The sequence below is a fragment of the Pantoea sp. X-Soil-TKNS-1207 genome (assembly GCF_059730485.1).
Genome location: NZ_AP035958.1, coordinates 258,936 through 280,708 on the forward strand (window position 1 = coordinate 258,936; position 21,773 = coordinate 280,708).

General features: G+C 54.7%; 18 protein-coding genes and 1 riboswitch. Of the genes, 14 read left to right on the plus strand and 4 right to left on the minus strand.

Annotated features, from left to right (window positions below; translation table 11 throughout):
- Window positions 1–30: 30 nt before the first annotated feature.
- The 8 genes from secE to rpoC all read left to right on the plus strand — a co-directional run bounded on the left by secE (window position 31) and on the right by rpoC (window position 12,182).
- Window positions 31–414 carry a preprotein translocase subunit SecE gene (gene secE / locus AC6I8V_RS01150; protein WP_497844118.1) on the plus strand — a complete coding sequence of 128 codons (384 nt, stop codon included), beginning with the start codon at window positions 31–33 and terminating at the stop codon, window positions 412–414.
- Window position 415: 1 nt separating this feature from the next.
- Entirely contained in the window at window positions 416–961 is a 546-nt protein-coding gene (gene nusG, locus AC6I8V_RS01155) for a transcription termination/antitermination protein NusG (protein WP_013507400.1), read from the plus strand.
- Between the two features lie 145 nt (window positions 962–1,106).
- A complete protein-coding gene (gene rplK, locus AC6I8V_RS01160) occupies window positions 1,107–1,535 on the plus strand; it encodes a 50S ribosomal protein L11 (RefSeq protein WP_497844119.1) in 429 nt (142 codons plus the stop codon).
- A gap of 3 nt (window positions 1,536–1,538) precedes the next feature.
- Window positions 1,539–2,243: a 50S ribosomal protein L1 gene (gene rplA, locus AC6I8V_RS01165; protein WP_497844120.1), complete on the plus strand. Its 705-nt coding sequence runs from the start codon at window positions 1,539–1,541 to the stop codon at window positions 2,241–2,243.
- A 353-nt stretch (window positions 2,244–2,596) separates the two neighbouring features.
- Window positions 2,597–3,094, plus strand: a complete 498-nt coding sequence (rplJ, locus tag AC6I8V_RS01170) for a 50S ribosomal protein L10 (RefSeq protein ID WP_084871753.1) — start codon at window positions 2,597–2,599, stop codon at window positions 3,092–3,094.
- A 64-nt stretch (window positions 3,095–3,158) separates the two neighbouring features.
- Window positions 3,159–3,521, plus strand: coding sequence for a 50S ribosomal protein L7/L12 (gene rplL, locus AC6I8V_RS01175; protein ID WP_497844121.1), 363 nt, complete (start codon window positions 3,159–3,161; stop codon window positions 3,519–3,521).
- A 327-nt stretch (window positions 3,522–3,848) separates the two neighbouring features.
- Window positions 3,849–7,877 carry a DNA-directed RNA polymerase subunit beta gene (gene rpoB / locus AC6I8V_RS01180; protein WP_497844122.1) on the plus strand — a complete coding sequence of 1,343 codons (4,029 nt, stop codon included), beginning with the start codon at window positions 3,849–3,851 and terminating at the stop codon, window positions 7,875–7,877.
- 81 nt (window positions 7,878–7,958) lie between these two features.
- The gene (rpoC, locus tag AC6I8V_RS01185) at window positions 7,959–12,182 is read left to right on the plus strand and encodes a DNA-directed RNA polymerase subunit beta' (RefSeq protein WP_497844123.1); all 4,224 of its coding nucleotides are present in this window, start codon (window positions 7,959–7,961) and stop codon (window positions 12,180–12,182) included.
- A gap of 61 nt (window positions 12,183–12,243) precedes the next feature.
- Here rpoC and AC6I8V_RS01190 read toward each other — a convergent pair whose 3' ends face one another.
- Entirely contained in the window at window positions 12,244–12,432 is a 189-nt protein-coding gene (locus tag AC6I8V_RS01190; protein WP_497844124.1) for a DUF1127 domain-containing protein, read from the minus strand.
- A gap of 174 nt (window positions 12,433–12,606) precedes the next feature.
- On the opposite strand from AC6I8V_RS01190, the gene AC6I8V_RS01195 reads away from it, so the two are divergent.
- Window positions 12,607–14,061, plus strand: coding sequence for an aminotransferase-like domain-containing protein (locus tag AC6I8V_RS01195; RefSeq protein WP_497844125.1), 1,455 nt, complete (start codon window positions 12,607–12,609; stop codon window positions 14,059–14,061).
- 606 nt (window positions 14,062–14,667) lie between these two features.
- Here AC6I8V_RS01195 and thiE read toward each other — a convergent pair.
- The 3 genes from thiE to rsd form a co-directional block, all read right to left on the minus strand.
- The gene (thiE, locus tag AC6I8V_RS01200) at window positions 14,668–15,315 is read right to left on the minus strand and encodes a thiamine phosphate synthase (RefSeq protein WP_497844126.1); all 648 of its coding nucleotides are present in this window, start codon (window positions 15,313–15,315) and stop codon (window positions 14,668–14,670) included.
- The gene (gene thiC, locus AC6I8V_RS01205) at window positions 15,312–17,237 is read right to left on the minus strand and encodes a phosphomethylpyrimidine synthase ThiC (RefSeq protein ID WP_497844127.1); all 1,926 of its coding nucleotides are present in this window, start codon (window positions 17,235–17,237) and stop codon (window positions 15,312–15,314) included. Before thiC ends, thiE begins: the two co-directional genes overlap by 4 nt.
- A 79-nt stretch (window positions 17,238–17,316) precedes the next feature.
- Window positions 17,317–17,417: riboswitch (TPP riboswitch) on the minus strand.
- 86 nt (window positions 17,418–17,503) lie between these two features.
- On the minus strand, window positions 17,504–18,010 hold the full coding sequence (rsd, locus tag AC6I8V_RS01210) for a sigma D regulator (protein WP_497845739.1): 507 nt from the start codon (window positions 18,008–18,010) through the stop codon (window positions 17,504–17,506).
- An 88-nt stretch (window positions 18,011–18,098) separates the two neighbouring features.
- Between rsd and nudC the strand changes: the two genes are divergently transcribed.
- From nudC to hupA, 5 genes are all read left to right on the plus strand, one after another.
- Window positions 18,099–18,872: an NAD(+) diphosphatase gene (gene nudC, locus AC6I8V_RS01215; RefSeq protein WP_497844128.1), complete on the plus strand. Its 774-nt coding sequence runs from the start codon at window positions 18,099–18,101 to the stop codon at window positions 18,870–18,872.
- 39 nt (window positions 18,873–18,911) lie between these two features.
- On the plus strand, window positions 18,912–19,979 hold the full coding sequence (hemE, locus tag AC6I8V_RS01220; RefSeq protein WP_497844129.1) for a uroporphyrinogen decarboxylase: 1,068 nt from the start codon (window positions 18,912–18,914) through the stop codon (window positions 19,977–19,979).
- Between the two features lie 2 nt (window positions 19,980–19,981).
- Window positions 19,982–20,650, plus strand: a complete 669-nt coding sequence (nfi, locus tag AC6I8V_RS01225; protein ID WP_497844130.1) for a deoxyribonuclease V — start codon at window positions 19,982–19,984, stop codon at window positions 20,648–20,650.
- A 62-nt stretch (window positions 20,651–20,712) separates the two neighbouring features.
- The gene (locus AC6I8V_RS01230) at window positions 20,713–21,303 is read left to right on the plus strand and encodes a YjaG family protein (protein WP_497844131.1); all 591 of its coding nucleotides are present in this window, start codon (window positions 20,713–20,715) and stop codon (window positions 21,301–21,303) included.
- A gap of 188 nt (window positions 21,304–21,491) precedes the next feature.
- Window positions 21,492–21,764 carry a nucleoid-associated protein HU-alpha gene (gene hupA, locus AC6I8V_RS01235; protein ID WP_003850136.1) on the plus strand — a complete coding sequence of 91 codons (273 nt, stop codon included), beginning with the start codon at window positions 21,492–21,494 and terminating at the stop codon, window positions 21,762–21,764.
- Window positions 21,765–21,773: the final 9 nt, after the last annotated feature.

Here is a 21,773-nt window from a genome sequence, read left to right on the forward strand (position 1 = left end):
AGTTTCTGAATTATAGTGGCAGGTTGGTTTATGAGTGCGAATACCGAAGCTCAAGGGAGCGGACGCGGCCTGGAAACAGTAAAATGGCTGGTTGTTGCCGTATTACTGATCGTCGCTATTGTTGGTAATTACTACTACCGCGATGTGACACTGCCGTTACGTGCGCTGGCCGTAGTGGTTCTGATTGCAGTGGCAGGCGGCATTGCGTTGCTGACCACGAAAGGCAAAGCGACAGTTGCGTTTGCGCGTGAAGCCAGGACCGAGATGCGTAAGGTCATTTGGCCGACTCGCCAGGAAACGCTGCACACCACGTTAATCGTTGCCGCGGTTACTGCCGTGATGTCACTGATTTTGTGGGGACTGGATGGTATTCTGGTCCGCCTTGTATCGTTTATCACTGGCCTGAGGTTCTGAGATGTCTGAAGCTCCAAAAAAACGCTGGTACGTCGTGCAGGCGTTTTCCGGTTTCGAAGGCCGCGTAGCCCAGTCGCTGCGTGAGCACATCAAATTGCACAACATGGAAGAGTTGTTTGGCGAAGTCATGGTTCCGACTGAAGAAGTCGTAGAAATCCGTGGCGGCCAGCGTCGCAAAAGCGAACGCAAATTCTTCCCGGGATACGTACTCGTTCAGATGGTGATGAACGATGCCAGCTGGCATCTGGTGCGTAGCGTACCGCGTGTGATGGGCTTCATTGGTGGTACATCAGACCGTCCAGCGCCGATCAGCGATAAAGAAGTTGATGCGATTATGAACCGCCTGCAACAGGTTGGTGATAAGCCGCGTCCGAAAACCCTGTTCGAGCCGGGCGAGATGGTACGCGTCAACGACGGTCCATTTGCCGACTTCAACGGTGTGGTGGAAGAGGTGGATTACGAAAAGAGCCGCCTGAAAGTCTCCGTTTCCATCTTTGGTCGTGCGACCCCTGTCGAGCTGGACTTCAGCCAGGTGGAAAAAGGCTAACGCCAGATACATTTTTGTAGTTGCAGCAGGCGCGGAATTTATCTACAATTTCGCGCCTTTTGTTTTTATGCGCTGGCAACAGCGTGTGAACTGTTACCACGGGGAGCCTGTTTTTCAGGCGCTATAACCCAATAGAGGAAATATCATGGCTAAGAAAGTACAAGCCTACGTCAAGCTGCAGGTTGCAGCTGGTATGGCTAACCCAAGCCCACCGGTTGGTCCGGCTCTGGGTCAGCAGGGCGTTAACATCATGGAATTCTGTAAAGCGTTCAACGCGAAGACCGAATCCCTGGAGAAAGGTCTGCCGACTCCTGTTGTTATCACCGTATATAGCGACCGTTCTTTCACCTTCGTTACCAAAACGCCTCCGGCTGCCGTACTGCTGAAAAAAGCAGCGGGCATCAAGTCTGGTTCTGGTAAGCCGAACAAAGACAAAGTCGGTAAAGTAACCCGTGCTCAGGTACGTGAAATCGCAGAAACCAAAGCTGCGGACATGACTGGTTCCGACGTAGAAGCGATGGCTCGCTCTATCGAAGGTACTGCTCGTTCCATGGGCCTGGTAGTGGAGGACTAAGAAATGGCTAAGCTGACCAAGCGCATGCGCGTGATCCGTGACAAAGTTGATGCAACTAAACAGTATGACATCAACGAAGCTGTTGCTCTGCTGAAAGAACTGGCTACCGCTAAGTTTGTAGAGAGCGTGGACGTTGCTGTTAACCTCGGCATCGATGCTCGTAAATCTGATCAGAACGTACGTGGTGCAACTGTACTGCCGCACGGTACTGGTCGTTCAGTACGCGTTGCCGTATTTACTCAGGGCGCAAACGCTGAAGCTGCTAAAGCAGCTGGCGCAGAGCTGGTAGGTATGGAAGATCTGGCTGACCAGATCAAGAAAGGCGAAATGAACTTTGACGTTGTTATTGCTTCTCCGGATGCAATGCGCGTTGTTGGCCAGCTCGGCCAGGTTCTTGGCCCGCGCGGTCTGATGCCGAACCCGAAAGTGGGTACTGTAACCCCGAACGTTGCTGAAGCGGTTAAAAACGCTAAAGCCGGTCAGGTTCGTTATCGTAACGACAAAAACGGCATCATCCACACCACCATCGGTAAAGTGGACTTTGACGCTGACAAACTGAAAGAAAACCTGGAATCTCTGCTGGTTGCGCTGAAAAAAGCAAAACCTGCTCAGGCGAAAGGCGTGTACATCAAGAAAGTTAGCCTGTCTACCACCATGGGCGCCGGCGTTGCCGTTGACCAGGCTGGTCTGAACGCAGCAGCAAGCTAATTGTTGCTTGTAACGGGCGAAAAATTCATCTAGAATCTTACGCCCGTTGTTCTGGTTGAACACTCAATTCAGAACCCGTATTCATAGTGAGTGGAGAGTGAAGGTTAACCCCTTTGTTATTCAGTCACTAAGGTTGGAGCCAGGCCTTATCCTGGCCTCCGTCCAAGACCGCAGGAGCGCAGCATCTTCGGATGAAACGCTTAATCCCCTGCGTAGACGGTGACAGAACCAAAAAGAATTTTTTTCTTCACTGGATTCTGCTCACCGTGTAATAGCGCTTTTCGCCTTCGGGTGAATAAGTGAAGTGAGTTCCGGGGAAATCCTTCCCCGGTCAAATCCAGGAGCAAAAGCTAATGGCATTAAATCTTCAAGACAAACAAGCGATTGTTGCTGAAGTCAGCGAAGTAGCCAAAGGCGCGCTGTCAGCGGTTGTTGCGGATTCCCGCGGCGTGACCGTTGATAAAATGACCGAACTGCGTAAAGCAGGTCGTGAAGCTGGCGTTTACATGCGTGTTGTTCGCAACACCCTGCTGCGCCGCGTCGTTGAGGGTACTCCGTTCGAGTGCCTGAAAGACACGTTTGTTGGTCCGACCCTGATTGCATACTCTATGGAACACCCGGGCGCTGCTGCTCGTCTGTTCAAAGAGTTCGCGAAAGCGAATGCAAAATTCGAGGTCAAAGCTGCAGCCTTTGAAGGTGAGCTGATCACGGCGGCCAATATTGACCGTCTGGCGACTCTGCCGACTTACGAAGAAGCACTGGCACGTCTGATGTCGACCATGAAAGAAGCCGCTGCTGGCAAACTGGTCCGCACTCTCGCTGCTGTTCGCGATGCAAAAGAAGCGGCTTAAGGCCACATTCTTTTCCTTCGTACTTTAACGCATAAACTTATACTGATTCTTAGGAACAATTGTTATGTCTATCACTAAAGACCAAATTCTGGAAGCCGTAGCCGCTATGTCCGTAATGGAAGTAGTTGAACTGGTTTCTGCTATGGAAGAAAAATTCGGCGTTTCTGCTGCTGCTGCTGTAGCTGTTGCTGCTGGCCCGGCTGAAGCTGTTGAAGAGAAAACTGAATTCGACGTTATCCTGAAAGCTGCTGGCGCGAACAAAGTTGCAGTAATCAAAGCTGTTCGTACCGCAACTGGTCTGGGCCTGAAAGAAGCCAAAGATCTGGTTGAAGCTACTGGCGTGATCAAAGAAGGCGTTAGCAAAGATGACGCAGCTGCTCTTGAAACACTGCTGAAAGAAGCTGGCGCTGAAGTTGAAGTTAAGTAAGACAACCCTCGGGTTGCAGCCTGAGTAATTTCAGGCTGATGGCTGGTGACTTTTTAGTCACCAGCCTTTTTGCGCTACAGGGCCGCAATGGGGTTTCGCACTGTTTGTCCATTGGTGCTCTTCAATATCTTTTTCTATCGACGCCTTAATATACTGCTTTCCTGCCAGGGTTCCCTGCCCAGGCTAAAGCAATGAAATGATTTAAGAGTGATAGAAAGATGTATTGCATGTGATGTCCCGCATCGCATGAGAAACAAAATAGTGTTGCATGAACTGTCCTTCAGGACGGACAGCGTGGGTCGACTTGTCAGCTAGCTGAGGAACCCTATGGTTTACTCCTATACCGAGAAAAAACGTATTCGTAAGGATTTTGGTAAACGTCCGCAGGTCCTGGACATACCTTATCTCCTTTCCATCCAGCTGGACTCGTTCCAGAAGTTTATCGAGCAAGATCCAGAAGGTCAGTACGGACTGGAAGCTGCATTCCGTTCTGTTTTCCCGATCGCGAGCTACAGCGGCAACTCTGAGTTGCAGTATGTCAGCTATCGTCTGGGTGAACCTGTCTTTGATGTTAAAGAATGTCAGATCCGTGGCGTGACCTTTTCGGCACCGCTGCGCGTAAAACTGCGTCTGGTGATCTACGAGCGCGAAGCGCCGGAAGGCACTGTTAAAGACATTAAAGAACAAGAAGTTTACATGGGCGAAATTCCGCTCATGACTGAAAACGGTACCTTTGTTATCAACGGTACTGAGCGTGTTATCGTTTCTCAGCTGCATCGTAGTCCTGGCGTTTTCTTTGACAGCGATAAGGGTAAAACACACTCTTCAGGTAAAGTGCTGTACAACGCACGTATCATTCCTTACCGCGGTTCATGGCTCGACTTCGAGTTTGACCCGAAAGATAACCTGTTCGTCCGTATTGACCGTCGCCGTAAGCTGCCGGCCAGTATCATCCTGCGCGCGCTGCATTACACCACGGAGCAGATTCTTGATCTGTTCTTCGAGAAAGTGGTGTTTGAAATTCGCGACAACAAACTGCAGATGGAACTGGTGCCTGAGCGCCTGCGTGGTGAAACCGCCTCCTTCGATATCGAAGCCAACGGCACGGTGTACGTCGAGAAAGCGCGTCGCATTACTGCACGCCACATCCGTCAGCTGGAAAAAGACAACATTCAGCACATCGAAGTACCGGTTGAATACATTGCCGGTAAAGTCGTCGCTAAAGACTACATCGATGAGAACACCGGTGAGCTGATTGTTGCCGCGAACATGGAGCTGTCTCTGGATCTGCTGGCCAAACTGAGCCAGTCTGGTCACAAGCGCATTGAGACGCTGTTCACCAACGATCTGGATCACGGCCCGTACATTTCCGAAACGCTGCGTGTTGACCCAACCAACGATCGCCTGAGCGCGCTGGTTGAGATCTACCGCATGATGCGTCCTGGCGAGCCGCCGACGCGTGAAGCTGCGGAAAACCTGTTCGAGAACCTGTTCTTCTCTGAAGATCGTTACGATCTGTCTGCGGTTGGCCGCATGAAGTTCAACCGTTCTCTGCTGCGTGACGAGATCGAAGGTTCCGGTATCCTGAGCAAGTCTGACATCATCGAAGTGATGAAGAAGCTCATCGATATCCGTAACGGTAAAGGCGAAGTGGACGATATCGACCACCTCGGCAACCGTCGTATCCGTTCCGTAGGCGAAATGGCGGAAAACCAGTTCCGTGTTGGCCTGGTGCGTGTAGAGCGTGCAGTGAAAGAGCGTCTTTCTCTGGGCGACCTCGACACCCTGATGCCGCAGGACATGATCAACGCTAAGCCGATTTCGGCGGCGGTGAAAGAGTTCTTCGGTTCCAGCCAGCTGTCACAGTTTATGGACCAGAACAACCCGCTGTCTGAGATCACGCATAAGCGTCGTATTTCAGCCCTCGGCCCAGGCGGTCTGACCCGTGAACGCGCAGGCTTCGAAGTGCGTGACGTACACCCGACTCACTACGGCCGCGTATGTCCAATCGAAACGCCTGAAGGTCCGAACATCGGTCTGATCAACTCGTTGTCTGTCTATGCGCAGACTAACGAATATGGCTTCCTGGAAACGCCGTACCGTCGCGTTGTTGACGGTAAAGTGAGTGACGAGATCCATTACCTCTCTGCAATTGAAGAGGGTAACTTCGTTATCGCTCAGGCGAACACCAACCTGGATGACCACGGTGCATTCGTTGACGACCTGGTGACCTGCCGCAGCAAAGGCGAATCAAGCCTGTTTAGCCGCGACCAGGTTGACTATATGGACGTTTCGACCCAGCAGGTTGTTTCTGTTGGTGCGTCACTGATCCCGTTCCTGGAACACGATGACGCCAACCGTGCATTGATGGGTGCAAACATGCAACGTCAGGCGGTTCCGACTCTGCGCGCTGATAAGCCGCTGGTTGGTACCGGTATGGAGCGTGCAGTTGCGGTTGACTCCGGTGTAACCGCCGTTGCCAAACGTGGCGGTACCATCCAGTACGTTGATGCATCACGTATCGTGATCAAGGTTAACGAAGATGAGATGTACCCAGGCGAAGCTGGCATCGACATCTACAACCTGACCAAATACACCCGTTCGAACCAGAACACCTGCATCAACCAGATGCCGTGTGTGTCACTGGGCGAACCGATTGAGCGCGGCGACGTGCTGGCTGATGGCCCGTCTACCGACCTCGGTGAACTGGCGCTGGGCCAGAACATGCGCGTAGCGTTCATGCCGTGGAACGGTTACAACTTCGAAGACTCCATCCTCGTTTCTGAGCGTGTAGTCCAGGAAGACCGCTTCACCACCATCCACATTCAGGAACTGGCTTGCGTGTCTCGTGACACCAAACTGGGGCCAGAAGAGATCACCGCTGACATCCCGAACGTGGGTGAAGCTGCGCTCTCCAAACTGGATGAGTCCGGTATCGTGTATATCGGTGCGGAAGTGACCGGTGGCGACATTCTGGTTGGTAAGGTAACGCCGAAAGGTGAAACCCAGCTGACGCCAGAAGAGAAACTGCTGCGTGCCATCTTCGGTGAAAAAGCCTCTGACGTGAAAGATTCGTCACTGCGCGTGCCGAACGGTGTTTCCGGTACAGTTATCGACGTGCAGGTCTTTACCCGCGATGGCGTGGAAAAAGACAAGCGCGCGCTGGAAATCGAAGAGATGCAGCTGAAGCAGGCGAAGAAAGACCTGTCTGAAGAATTGCAGATCCTCGAAGCTGGCCTGTTTGGCCGTATCCAGGCGGTACTGATCTCTGGTGGTGTTGAGGCTGAGAAGCTGGACAAGCTGCCGCGCGAGCGCTGGCTGGAGCTGGGCCTGACCGACGAAGAGAAACAGAACGCACTGGAGCAGCTGGCTGAGCAGTATGACGAGCTGAAGCACGAGTTTGAGAAGAAACTCGAAGCGAAGCGTCGCAAGATCACCCAGGGCGATGATCTGGCACCAGGCGTGCTGAAAATCGTTAAGGTGTACCTGGCGGTTAAACGTCAGATCCAGCCTGGTGACAAGATGGCAGGTCGTCACGGTAACAAAGGTGTTATCTCTAAGATCAACCCGATCGAAGATATGCCTTACGATGAGAACGGTACGCCGGTCGACATCGTACTGAACCCGCTGGGCGTACCGTCACGTATGAACATCGGTCAGATCCTGGAAACCCACCTGGGTATGGCGGCGAAAGGTATTGGTGAAAAGATCAATGCCATGCTGAAGAAGCAGGAAGAAGTCGCCAAACTGCGTGAGTTTATCCAGCGTGCTTACGATCTGGGCACCGACGTGCGTCAGAAAGTTGACCTGAACACTTTCAGCGATGATGAAGTGCTGCGTCTGGCAGAGAACCTGAAAAAAGGTATGCCAATCGCAACGCCAGTGTTTGACGGCGCGAAAGAGAGCGAAATCAAAGAGCTGCTGCAGCTCGGCGGCCTGCCTTCTTCCGGTCAGATTACCCTGTTTGACGGCCGTACCGGTGAGCAGTTCGAGCGCCAGGTTACTGTCGGCTACATGTACATGCTGAAACTGAACCACCTGGTTGACGACAAGATGCACGCCCGTTCCACCGGTTCTTACAGCCTGGTTACTCAGCAGCCGCTGGGTGGTAAAGCACAGTTCGGTGGTCAGCGCTTCGGTGAGATGGAAGTGTGGGCACTGGAAGCATACGGTGCCGCTTATACCCTGCAGGAAATGCTCACCGTTAAGTCTGATGACGTGAACGGCCGTACGAAGATGTATAAAAACATCGTCGATGGCAACCATCAGATGGAACCGGGCATGCCAGAATCCTTCAACGTTCTGTTGAAAGAGATTCGCTCGCTGGGTATCAACATCGAGCTGGAAGACGAGTAAGCACTCGCATTTGTACTGGTTATGGGATGTTCGGCTTAGGTCGAACATCCCTGAGAGTCTCACTCCGACGGGAGCTAATCCGTGAAAGACTTACTTAAGTTTCTGAAAGCGCAAACTAAAACCGAAGAGTTTGATGCGATCAAAATTGCTCTGGCCTCGCCAGACATGATCCGTTCCTGGTCTTTTGGTGAAGTGAAAAAGCCGGAAACCATTAACTACCGTACCTTCAAACCGGAGCGTGACGGTCTTTTCTGTGCCCGTATTTTCGGACCGGTAAAAGATTACGAGTGCCTGTGCGGTAAGTACAAGCGCCTGAAACACCGTGGCGTGATCTGTGAGAAGTGTGGCGTTGAAGTCACGCAGACCAAAGTGCGTCGTGAGCGTATGGGCCACATCGAACTGGCTTCGCCGACTGCACACATTTGGTTCCTGAAATCACTGCCGTCCCGTATCGGTTTGCTGCTGGATATGCCGCTGCGTGATATCGAGCGCGTGCTGTACTTCGAATCTTACGTTGTTGTCGAAGGTGGCATGACCAACCTCGAAAAACGTCAGATCCTGACTGAAGAACAGTACCTCGACGCGCTGGAAGAGTTCGGTGACGAATTCGACGCGAAGATGGGTGCGGAAGCGATCCAGGCCCTGTTGAAAAACATGGATCTGGAGCAGGAGTGCGAGCAGCTGCGTGAGGAGCTGAACGAAACCAACTCCGAAACCAAGCGTAAAAAGCTGACCAAGCGCATCAAGCTGCTGGAAGCGTTCGTGCAGTCTGGCAACAAGCCAGAGTGGATGATCCTGACCGTTCTGCCGGTTCTGCCGCCAGATCTGCGTCCGCTGGTTCCGCTGGATGGTGGTCGTTTCGCTACTTCGGATCTGAACGATCTGTATCGTCGCGTGATCAACCGTAACAACCGTCTGAAACGTCTGCTGGATCTGGCTGCGCCGGATATCATCGTACGTAACGAAAAACGTATGTTGCAGGAAGCGGTCGATGCGCTGCTGGATAACGGCCGCCGTGGCCGCGCCATCACTGGCTCCAACAAGCGTCCGCTGAAATCACTGGCAGACATGATCAAAGGTAAGCAGGGTCGTTTCCGTCAGAACCTGCTGGGTAAACGTGTCGACTACTCTGGTCGTTCGGTTATCACCGTTGGTCCATACCTGCGTCTGCATCAGTGCGGTCTGCCGAAGAAAATGGCACTCGAGCTGTTCAAACCGTTCATTTACGGCAAGCTGGAACTGCGTGGCCTCGCCACCACCATCAAAGCCGCGAAGAAAATGGTTGAGCGCGAAGAAGCCGTTGTGTGGGATATCCTCGACGAGGTTATCCGTGAGCACCCGGTTCTGCTGAACCGTGCGCCGACACTGCACCGTCTGGGTATTCAGGCGTTTGAACCGGTTCTGATCGAAGGTAAAGCGATCCAGCTGCACCCGCTGGTTTGTGCGGCCTATAACGCCGACTTCGATGGTGACCAGATGGCTGTTCACGTACCGCTGACGCTGGAAGCCCAGCTGGAAGCGCGTGCGCTGATGATGTCTACCAACAACATTCTGTCACCTGCGAACGGCGAGCCAATCATCGTTCCGTCTCAGGACGTTGTTCTGGGTCTGTACTATATGACCCGCGACAAAGTGAACGCCAAAGGCGAAGGCATGGTGCTGACTGGCCCGAAAGAAGCTGAGCGTGTTTACCGCGCTGGCCTGGCCGAGCTGCATGCACGCGTTAAAGTGCGTATCACCGAGTACAGCAAAAACGAACAAGACGAATTCGTCGCGAAAACCAGCCTGATCGACACCACCATTGGTCGTGCGATCCTGTGGATGATCGTGCCGCAAGGTCTGCCTTACTCCATCGTCAACCAGGCGCTGGGTAAAAAGGCGATCTCCAAAATGCTGAACACCTGTTACCGCATTCTGGGTCTGAAGCCGACCGTTATCTTTGCTGACCAGACCATGTACACCGGCTTTGCTTACGCAGCCCGTTCTGGTGCCTCTGTAGGTATCGACGACATGGTTATCCCGGCGAAGAAAGCGGAAATCATCGCAGAAGCGGAAGCTGAAGTTGCTGAGATCCAGGAGCAGTTCCAGTCTGGTCTGGTAACCGCAGGCGAACGTTACAACAAAGTCATCGATATCTGGGCCGCCGCTAACGAACGCGTCTCTAAAGCGATGATGGATAACCTGCAAACCGAAACGGTAATCAACCGTCACGGCGAAGAAGAGAAGCAGGTTTCCTTTAACAGCATCTACATGATGGCCGACTCCGGTGCGCGTGGTTCTGCTGCACAGATTCGTCAGCTGGCCGGTATGCGTGGTCTGATGGCGAAGCCAGATGGCTCCATCATCGAGACGCCGATCACCGCGAACTTCCGTGAAGGTCTGAACGTACTCCAGTACTTCATTTCAACGCACGGTGCGCGTAAAGGTCTGGCGGATACCGCACTGAAAACCGCGAACTCCGGTTATCTGACCCGTCGTCTGGTTGACGTGGCACAGGATCTGGTCGTAACCGAAGACGATTGTGGCACCTTCGAAGGTATCATGATGACGCCGGTTATCGAGGGTGGCGATGTTAAAGAGCCGCTGCGTGAGCGTGTACTGGGTCGTGTGACCGCAGAAGACGTGCTCAAGCCGGGTACTGCTGACATCCTGATTCCGCGTAACACCCTGCTGGATGAGCACTGGTGTGATGTGGTTGAACAGAACTCTGTCGACTCCATCAAAGTGCGTTCAGTCGTAAGCTGTGAAACCGACTTCGGTGTGTGTGCACACTGCTACGGTCGCGATCTGGCTCGTGGTCACATCATCAACAAAGGTGAGGCCATCGGCGTTATCGCAGCACAGTCCATCGGTGAGCCGGGTACACAGCTGACGATGCGTACGTTCCACATCGGTGGTGCGGCATCCCGTGCGGCTGCTGAATCCAGCATTCAGGTGAAGAACAAAGGTACTATCAAGCTGAGCAACGCGAAAACCGTTACCAACTCCTCCGGGAAGCTGGTGATCGTTTCTCGTAACGTTGAGCTGAAAATGATCGACGAGTTCGGTCGTACCAAAGAAAGCTATAAAGTGCCTTACGGCTCTGTCATGGCGAAAGGTGATGGTGAGCAGGTCAACGCGGGCGAAACCGTGGCGAACTGGGATCCGCATACCATGCCGGTCATCACTGAAGTGAACGGTTTCATCCGCTTCACCGATATGATCGACGGCCAGACCATTACCCGTCAGACTGACGAGTTAACCGGTCTGTCTTCGCTGGTGATTCTGGACTCTGCTGAGCGTACCGCAGGTGGTAAAGATCTGCGTCCGGCACTGAAAATCGTTGATGCCAATGGTGATGATGTTCTGATCCCAGGCACCGACATGCCGGCACAGTACTTCCTGCCAGGCAAAGCGATTGTTCAGCTGGAAGATGGTGTGAAGATCAGCGCAGGTGACACCCTGTCGCGTGTTCCGCAGGAATCTGGCGGTACCAAGGACATCACCGGTGGTCTGCCGCGCGTTGCGGATCTGTTCGAAGCGCGTCGTCCGAAAGAGCCAGCAATCCTGGCGGAGATCAGCGGTATCATCTCCTTCGGTAAAGAGACCAAAGGTAAGCGTCGTCTGGTAATCACCCCGGTTGACGGCAGCGATAACTACGAAGAGATGATTCCGAAATGGCGTCAGCTCAACGTATTCGAAGGTGAGCGCGTAGAGCGCGGTGACGTTGTTTCTGACGGCCCGGAATCTCCGCACGACATCCTGCGTCTGCGTGGCGTTCATGCTGTGACCCGTTACATCACTAACGAAGTGCAGGAAGTTTACCGTCTGCAAGGCGTTAAGATTAACGATAAACACATTGAAGTTATCGTTCGTCAGATGCTGCGTAAAGCAACCATCGCCAGCGCCGGAAGCACTGACTTCCTGGAAGGTGAGCAGGCTGAAGTGTCTCGCATCAAGATCTCTAACCGCGATCTGGAAGCGAACGGCAAGTTGGGCGCAACCTACATGCGTGACCTGCTGGGTATCACCAAAGCGTCTCTGGCAACCGAGTCGTTCATCTCTGCTGCATCGTTCCAGGAGACTACCCGTGTCCTGACCGAAGCTGCGGTAGCAGGCAAGCGCGATGAACTGCGTGGCCTGAAAGAGAACGTTATCGTGGGTCGTCTGATCCCGGCCGGTACGGGTTATGCTTACCATCAGGATCGTATGCGTCGCCGTCAGGCGGGTGAAACACCGGTTGCACCGCAGGTCACTGCGGATGAAGCCTCTGCAAGCCTGGCTGAACTGCTGAACGCCGGTCTCGGCGGTAGCGACGACGAGTAATCGTCTGAGCTAGCCAATAAAAAACCCTGCCTCGGCAGGGTTTTTTTTCGTCGGTATGTTTTCACTCTTTGCGGTGAATATCGTGGCGCGTCAGCCCGATATCGCGTAACTGGGTATCGCTCAGGTTCAACAGGATGCGCCGGGTCTGTCGCCGCGCATACCAGCCTTTGATTAGCTGTCCCAGCACGCGGAATATATCCAGCAAGGTGACGTTGAAGGGTTTCGCTGCACGGTTTTGATCGAATTCCATAATCCTGCCCTCAGTAAGATGTCTGAGAAGCATTGTCCGGTTTCCGCGCATTTCAATACAGATTCAAAAATCACTTATCTTTAACATACAGATTGCATTGTGACCGATCTGAATGGTAAAAAATAAGCTGATCTGTACCGGTTTTATTCTTTCGAAAGTCATGTGAGGCATACGATGACGCGTTACCAACATCTGGCTTGTCTGCTCTCCGACCGTATTGAGCAGGGGTTGTATCGCAGCGGCGAACGGCTGCCATCGGTGCGCACGCTGAGTATTGAACATGGCGTCAGCATCAGCACCGTCCAGCAGGCTTATCATTTGCTGGAAGAGAAGCAGCTGATCGTTCCGCAGCCGCGATCGGGCTATTTCGTTGCTTCACGTAAGGCCACGCCTCCGGTACCCGCACTCACCCGTCCGGCTCAGCGCCCGGTGGAGATTACCCAGTGGGAATCGGTGCTGGAGCTGCTAAGTAGCCGCATTGAAGGGGATGTGCTTCAGCTGGGTAGCGGTATCCCCGATCTGACGCAGCCGACGCTGAAACCCTTATGGAAGATCCAGAGCCGCATGGCGCAGAAGCAGGATATCAACCAGCTTAACTACGACAGCCTGCTGGGCGTCACGGCGCTGCGTGAACAGGTGGCCCGACTGGCGATTGATAGCGGCTGCCAGTTGAGCGCGGAGGATATCGTGATCACCACTGGCTGCCATGAGGCGCTGTCGGTATCTATTCGCGCCGTTTGCCAGCCGGGAGATATTATCGCGGTGGAGTCACCGACGTTTCACGGCACCATGCAGACGCTGCGCGGTTTCGGTATTCGCGTCATTGAAATTCCGACCGACTCGGTCACCGGCATCAGCCTCGAAGCGCTTGAACTGGCGTTTGAGCAATGGCCGATTAAAGCTGTGGTGGTGGTCCCCAACTGTAACAACCCATTGGGTTTCATCATGCCGGAGGCCCGTAAGCGCGCATTGCTGACGCTGGCGCAGCGCTTCGATGCCGCGATTATTGAAGATGACGTGTATGGCGAGCTGGCGTGGGAATATCCGCGTCCCATCACGATTAAATCGCTGGATGGGGATGGGCGCGTGCTGCTATGCAGTTCGTTCTCCAAAACGCTGGCGCCGGGTTTGCGCGTCGGCTGGGTCGCTCCGGGGCGCTACCGTGAACGCGTGCTGCATATGAAATACATCAGCACCGGTTCGACGGCCACGCTGACCCAATATGTTGTGGCGGAGTTTATTCGCCACGGCCATTACCTGCCGCACCTGCGCCGGATGCGGCAGGTGTATCAACGCAATTACGAAACCTTAAGCTGCTGGGTGCGTCATTATTTCCCCTGCGGTATCTGCGTGTCGCGCCCGCAGGGTGGTTTCCTGATGTGGATCGAGCTGCCGGAAGCGTTCGATGCCGTGCGCCTGAACAGCGAGCTGCGGGCGTCAAAAATCCAGGTCGCGGTCGGCTCGTTGTTTTCGGCCTCGGGCAAGTATCGTAACTGCCTGCGTCTTAATTATGCGCTGCCAATAAATGAAACGACCGAACAGGCGATAGCGCTGGTGGGCGCGGTGGTTGAACGGGCGATCGCGGCCTGCAGTGCTGATAACCCGTATGCCCCTTCTTTTATGGTATGACGGGATACCCAGGTGCGCATAAATGCGCACCCTGCGATATTGATAAACCCACATTTCTGTAGGGTCGGCATTGATGCCGACCAGGCTCCCTGATGGGCGACGCGATACCCAGGTGCGCATCAATGCGCACCCTACGATATTGATAAACCTGCATTTCTGTAGGGTCGGCATTGATGCCGATCTGGCAACGTTTTTGATGGGCGACGCGATACCCAGGTGCACATCAATGCGCACCCTACGATATTGATAAACCCGTGTTTCTGTAGGGTCGGCATTGATGCCGACCAGGCTCCCTGATGGGCGACGCGATACCCAGGTGCGCATCAATGCGCACCCTACGATATTGATAAACCCACATTTCTGTAGGGTCGGCATTGATGCCGACCAGGATTAATGGATAAGCCGCGTAAAGAATTGCACCCTATCTGAACGATGTAACTTATTGTATTGCCGGGAAAGGCAGGGCCGACAGAGGAGGGGACGGCCCTGGCGCGCTGCAAGCGACAGCGGGCAGGAAGCACTTTAGCGCCGCGGGCAAAAGACACCAGCCCACCTATCGCCCGGCTGCGCGCTGGGTTCCAGCATAGTTAACCGGGCAACATCGATTTACACGGTTGTTGTGTGCTCGGTTCCGGTTCCCACCAGATCCATCAGCTCACGCGTCGCCGCCAGCCAGTCCGCTGCCTGGGTGATGGCGCTCACCACCGCAATGCTGCCCACGCCGGTTGCCAGCACCTCGGGCGCGCGCGCCAGCGAAATCCCGCCAATCGCGACCGTCGAAATACCTTGCAGGCGCGCCAGATGGCGCTTCAGTTCGGTAATGCCTTGCGGCTCAGATGGCATATCTTTAGTTTGCGTCGGGAAAATATGTCCCAGCGCGATATAGGAAGGACGCAGCGCCAGCGCGCGATCCAGTTCGGCGTCGTCATGGGTCGACAGGCCAAGACGTAATCCTGCCTCGCGAATGGCGTTGAGATCGGCAACATCCAGATCCTCCTGTCCAAGATGCACACCGTAAGCGTTATAACGGATCGCCAGCCGCCAGTAATCATTGATAAAAAGTCGGGCGTGATACTGTTTGCCCAGCGTGATAGCGGTACGGACAGCATCCTCTACCTCTTCATCCTGGCAATCTTTAATCCGCAGCTGGATGGTGCGTACGCCCGCCTCCAGCAGACGGGCAATCCACTCAACGCTATCCACCACCGGATAAAGGCCTAAACGCGGAGCGGTACTGGGGAATGGGGCGGTCATACATTTTCCTCTTTAAGGGCATCGGGGGCGTGATAAAGCTCGCCGCCACGACTGCGGAAGGCGTCCGACATTTGCGCCATGCCAATTTCAATCGGCTGGGCTTCCGCCTGCTGGCGGGCAGCATATTCGCGCACTTCCTGGGTGATTTTCATTGAACAGAATTTCGGGCCGCACATGGAGCAGAAATGCGCCACTTTGCCCGACTCCTGCGGTAAGGTTTCATCGTGATAGGCGCGGGCGGTGTGCGGGTCCAGCGCCAGATTGAACTGATCTTCCCAGCGAAACTCAAAACGCGCTTTCGACATCGCGTTATCGCGGATCTGCGCGCCAGGATGGCCTTTGGCCAGATCGGCGGCATGGGCGGCGATTTTGTAGGTAATCAGCCCCTGTTTGACATCTTCCTTATTCGGCAGACCCAGATGCTCCTTCGGTGTGACATAACACAGCATCGCGCAGCCGAACCAGCCAATCATCGCGGCACCAATGCCGGAGGTGAAATGGTCGTAGCCGGGCGCGATATCGGTGGTGAGCGGTCCGAGGGTATAAAAAGGGGCTTCGTGGCAATGCTCCAGCTGTTCAGTCATATTGCGGCGAATCATCTGCATCGGCACATGGCCCGGACCTTCAATCATCACCTGCACGTCATATTCCCAGGCGATTTTCGTCAGCTCGCCCAGCGTATGCAGTTCCGCAAACTGCGCTTCATCGTTGGCATCCTGGATGGAACCCGGACGCAGACCATCGCCCAGCGACAGCGCCACATCATAGGCGGCGCAGATCTCGCAGATCTCACGGAAGTGCAGGTAGAGAAAACTTTCCTGATGATGCGACAGGCACCACTTCGCCATAATCGAGCCGCCGCGCGACACAATGCCGGTCAGGCGCTTTGCCGTCATCGGTACGTAGCGCAGCAGCACACCGGCGTGAATGGTGAAGTAATCCACGCCCTGTTCCGCCTGCTCCAGCAAGGTATCACGGAAGATTTCCCAGTTGAGGTCTTCGGCGACGCCATTCACCTTCTCCAGCGCCTGGTAAATCGGTACGGTGCCAATCGGCACCGGGCTGTTACGCAAAATCCATTCGCGCGTTTCATGGATATAGCGTCCGGTCGAGAGATCCATCACGGTATCGGCACCCCAGCGGGTCGACCACACCAGCTTTTCCACCTCCTCTTCAATCGAGGAACTGACGGCGGAGTTGCCGATATTGGCATTCACCTTCACCAGAAAGTTACGGCCAATGATCATCGGCTCAGATTCAGGATGGTTGATGTTGGACGGGATGATGGCGCGACCCGCGGCGACCTCCTCGCGAACAAATTCCGCGGTGATATTTTCCGGCAGATGCGCGCCAAAGCTGTGACCGGGATGCTGTTGCAGCAGCACTTCGCCGCGGATGCGCTCACGGCCCATGTTTTCACGCAGCGCGATAAATTCCATCTCCGGCGTGATGATGCCCTGACGCGCGTAGTGCAGCTGGGTAACGCGACGCCCGGCTTTGGCGCGGCGCGGCTGGGGCAAATGTTCAAAACGCAGGTGATCCAGTCCTTCATCCGCCAGTCGTTGCTGGGTATAGCTGGAGCTGAGCTGGTCGATGGTTTCGCTGTCGCCACGTTCGGCGATCCAGTGCGCGCGCAGTTTTTCCAGACCCTGATGTACATCGATGGTTGCTGCCGGATCGCCATAGGCACCGGCGGTGTCATACACCGGGACTGCTTCGTTCTCTTCGTACTGCGGATGGTCTTTGCTGCCGCCGATCAGGGTTGGGCTGAGCTGGATTTCGCGCATCGGTACGCGAATATCAGGGCGATTGCCGGTGATCCAGATGCGTTGGGAATTGGGAAACGCGGTTCCCTGGAGGGAATCGATAAACGCCTGCGCCTGGGCGCGCTGTTCACGACGAGAGGTTTTTGCAACAGACATAGCAAGTTTCCTGTAAATGATGGAAGTTGCTTGTCCGGAGTCCGGAATGAGTAACAGAAGCGGTGCGGGCACCGTGCTGATGATGTTTACTCTTGTTCCCTTCGCAGGTTCTAACCTGATCAGGTTCCGCGGATCCCGAATTAACGGTCTCAGCCCAGATGGGCACTCCGACAAGATCATGTTTTACGCTGTAACCGCAAAACAATAAAGCCCGCTCAGCATAGAGGGGCTTTTCGTGAATCACAAGTATTTTACAATTGCCCGTTTTACGCCGGACGGGCAACGATGCTCTCATTGGCAACCGGCGGATGTGCCAGCTGATTGTCCCATGCCAGATGCACCAGTTTGTCTTCCAGCGTAAAGCGCGACTCCAGCACTTCACCCACTTCAGACAGGGCCTGCTGGAACAGGGTGCAGTTATCGTCGGTGATCGCCTGCTGTAAATGACCATCGTACAGCTGCATCAGTCGCTCGGTATTGGCTTCCAGCGATGGATAAAGCTGTGCGGCAGCAATCATCGGGCTGTCGCCCTGCATCTCACTGATAATATGTTCATAAACGCTGAAATGACCGGAGGAAAGATAATCCACCAGGTTGTGGCAAAACGCATCCAGCGCCCGTTCATCCAGTGCGCTCATCGCGTCTTTCTTCGGCTTCATGCCAATTAACTGATAATAAGTCACCAGTAACTGACGACGCGCGTTTAGCCAGGAATCGACCAATTCATTACCGCCACCGACACGCTCGGTCAGGTTATCTAACTGGTTAAGCATACGTCGCTCCATTTGGGTATAGTTGTTGATTAACAAACCTGACATCAGCATTTCGGCGTACGAATTGACGCTAAGGATGACAATTTATATGCAACGTGAGATCTCAAGCGTAGACGCTGGCTGGTGGATTGTCAGCCATGAGCAAAAACTTTGGCTGCCGCAGGGGGAATTGCCGCACGGCACCGCGCAGCAGTTTGGTCTGGCAGGCAGCAACGGCATGGTCATTGGCGAGTGGCAGGGGGAGAGCGTCTGGCTGGTGCGTGAGAACCGTCCCGACAACATGGCGTCCGTTCGCCAGTTGATCGACGAAGATGTCGGCCTGTTTCAGCTCGCCGGCAGGGGAGTGCAGCTGGCGGAGTTCTACCGTTCGCATCGCTGGTGCGGCTATTGCGGCCATGAAATGCATCTGAGCAAACGTGAGTTCGCCTGCCTGTGCGGCCACTGTCGTGAACGTTATTACCCGCAAATCGCGCCCTGCATCATTGTGGCGATTCGCCGCGGCGATGAAATTTTGCTGGCTAACCATGCCCGTCATCGCAACAACATCTACACCGTGCTGGCCGGATTTGTCGAAGTGGGCGAAACCCTTGAGCAGGCGGTGGCGCGTGAGGTGATGGAGGAGAGCAACGTACGGGTTAAAAACGTGCGTTATGTGACGTCGCAGCCGTGGCCGTTTCCCCATTCGCTGATGATGGCGTTTATGGCCGATTATGAAGGCGGCGAATTGCAACATGATGGCAAGGAGCTGCTGGACGCTGGCTGGTATCACTACGATGCGCTGCCATTACTACCGCCGCCGGGCACCGTGGCGCGGCGTTTGATTGAAGATACCGTTGCCCAGTGTCGCGCCAGCGCGACGTGAAAATGCTACACTGGCGCCCTGCAAGAAAGAGAGCCAATTATGAGTGAACTGAAGAACGATCGTTATCTGCGCGCCCTGTTACGTCAGCCGGTGGATATCACCCCGGTATGGATGATGCGACAAGCCGGGCGTTATCTGCCGGAATATAAAGCCACCCGTGCCGAAGCCGGTGACTTTATGTCGCTGTGTAAAAATGCTGAGCTGGCGTGCGAAGTCACGTTGCAACCGCTGCGCCGCTATGCGCTGGACGCGGCCATCCTCTTCAGCGATATCCTCACCATCCCCGATGCGATGGGGCTGGGGCTTTACTTTGAAACTGGCGAAGGCCCGCGTTTCTCGCACCCGATTACCTGCCGTGCCGATGTCGACAAACTGCCGGTGCCCGATCCGGAGCAGGAACTGGGTTATGTGATGAATGCGGTACGCACCATCCGGCATAACCTGAAAGGCGAAGTGCCGCTGATTGGCTTCTCCGGTAGCCCGTGGACGCTGGCGACCTATATGGTGGAAGGCGGCAGTAGCAAAGCCTTCACCAAAATCAAAAAGATGATGTACGCCGAGCCGCAGACGCTGCATCTGCTGCTGGATAAGCTCGCCGATAGCGTGATCCTTTACCTGAATGCGCAGATCAAAGCCGGTGCGCAGTCGATCATGGTGTTTGACACCTGGGGCGGCGTGCTGACCGGACGTGACTACCGCGAATTCTCGCTCTACTACATGCACAAAATCGTCGATAGCGTGCTGCATGAAAACGAAGGCCGCCGCGTGCCAGTTACCCTGTTCACCAAGGGTGGTGGGCAGTGGCTGGAAGCGATGGCGGAAACCGGTTGTGATGCGCTGGGTCTGGACTGGACCACCGATATCGCCGATGCCCGTCGTCGCGTTGGCCACAAGGTCGCGCTACAGGGCAATATGGATCCTTCCATGCTGTATGCGCCACCGGCGCGTATCGAACAGGAAGTTGCCGGGATCCTGGAAGGTTTCGGCGCAGGCGAAGGCCATGTCTTCAATCTCGGTCACGGTATCCATCAGGATGTTCCGCCTGAGCACGCCGGGGCCTTTGTTGAGGCGGTGCATCGTCTGTCCCGCCCTTATCATCAGGGCTAAGCATGGATTTGGCGGCGCTACGCACGGAACAGCAACAGCGCGCAGCTGACGTGGTGCGGCAGGACGATTTTGACGTGCTGCCGCCGCGTTTGATTGCCGGTGCCGATGTGGGTTTTGAACAGGGCGGCGAGGTGACACGCGCCGCGCTGGTGATTCTGGAATATCCCTCGTTACAGCTGGTGGAGCACCAGATTGCGCGCGTCAGCACCACCATGCCTTATATCCCCGGATTTTTGTCGTTCCGCGAAGTCCCCGCGCTGCTGGCCGCCTGGCAGCAACTCCATCATCAGCCCGATCTGTTATTTGTCGATGGCCACGGTATCGCGCATCCGCGTCGGCTCGGGGTGGCGGCGCATTTTGGCCTGCTGGTGGATGTACCCACCATCGGGGTGGCGAAGCGCCGTCTGTGCGGGAAATTTGCCGAGCTGGGTGAGGCGCCTGGCAGCCGCCAGCCGCTGCTGGATAAGAACGAGCAGCTTGGCTGGGTCTGGCGCAGCAAGGCGCGTTGTAATCCGTTATTTGTCTCCACCGGCCATCGCGTTAGCGCCGATAGCGCCTTGCAGTGGGTGGAAAATTGTATGGCGGGCTATCGTTTACCGGAGCCGACACGCTGGGCGGATGCGGTTGCTTCCGGTCGTCCGGCCTTTCTGCGCAGGCAAAATGCGCGTTGACGCTGTTTGCGCGCAGCTTTTGCGGTACACTGCCGCCAGCTAAATTATTGAGAGTAAGTTTGATGTTACAGAATCCCGTCCATTTACGTCTGGCGAAGCTGGAAAGCTGGCAGCACGTCACCTTTATGGCCTGTTTGTGTGAACGTATGTTCCCTAACTATTGGGCCTTCTGTCAGCAGACCGAATTCGCTGATCCGCAACTCTACCGCCGTATGCTCGATCTCGTCTGGGAAAGCCTGACGGTCAAAGACGCCAAAATCAATTTCGACAGTCAGCTGGAGAAACTGGAAGCGGCCATCCCTGACGGGGATGATTTTGACATCTATGGCGTGCATCCGGCGATTGATGCCTGCGTAGCATTAAGTGAAGTGCTTCATGCCCAGCTGAGCGGCGAGACGCTGGAACACGCCATCGAAGTGAGCCGTACCTCGATCACCACCGTAGCGATCCTCGAAATGACCCAGGCTGGACGCGAAATGAGCGATGACGAGCTGCGCGAAAACCAGGCGATTATTGACGAATGGGATATGCAGTGGGAAATTTTCCGCCTGCTGGCAGAGTCTGAGGAGCGTGACCTGGAGCTGATCAAAGGGCTACGTTCTGACCTGCGAGAAGCGGGAATCAGTAACATCGGTATAAATTTTCAGCAATAAGGCGAGAAAACGTGACTTCAGGCCCGAATTAGCGCGCCTGGAGGCTTCACATCAGCCCCCTGTCTGGTCTACATTTGGGGGGCTGAAAATTGTGGCTATCGGTGCGTGCAGGCTGAAGAGTGCCAGAATATGGCTTTTCCCTCGCACTCGTTGCTTAGCAAGCGATAAATACACTTTAAGGATAACTTATGAACAAGACTCAACTGATTGATGTGATCGCAGAGAAAGCGGACCTGTCAAAAACCCAGGCTAAAGCTGCGCTGGAATCTACCCTGGCTGCGATCACTGAGTCTCTGAAAGATGGTGATGCTGTACAACTGGTTGGTTTTGGTACTTTTAAAGTGAACCACCGCGCTGAGCGTACCGGTCGCAACCCGCAGACTGGCAAAGAGATCAAAATCGCTGCGGCAAACGTACCGGCGTTCGTCTCCGGTAAAGCGCTGAAAGACGCTGTTAAATAAGTTTCCGCG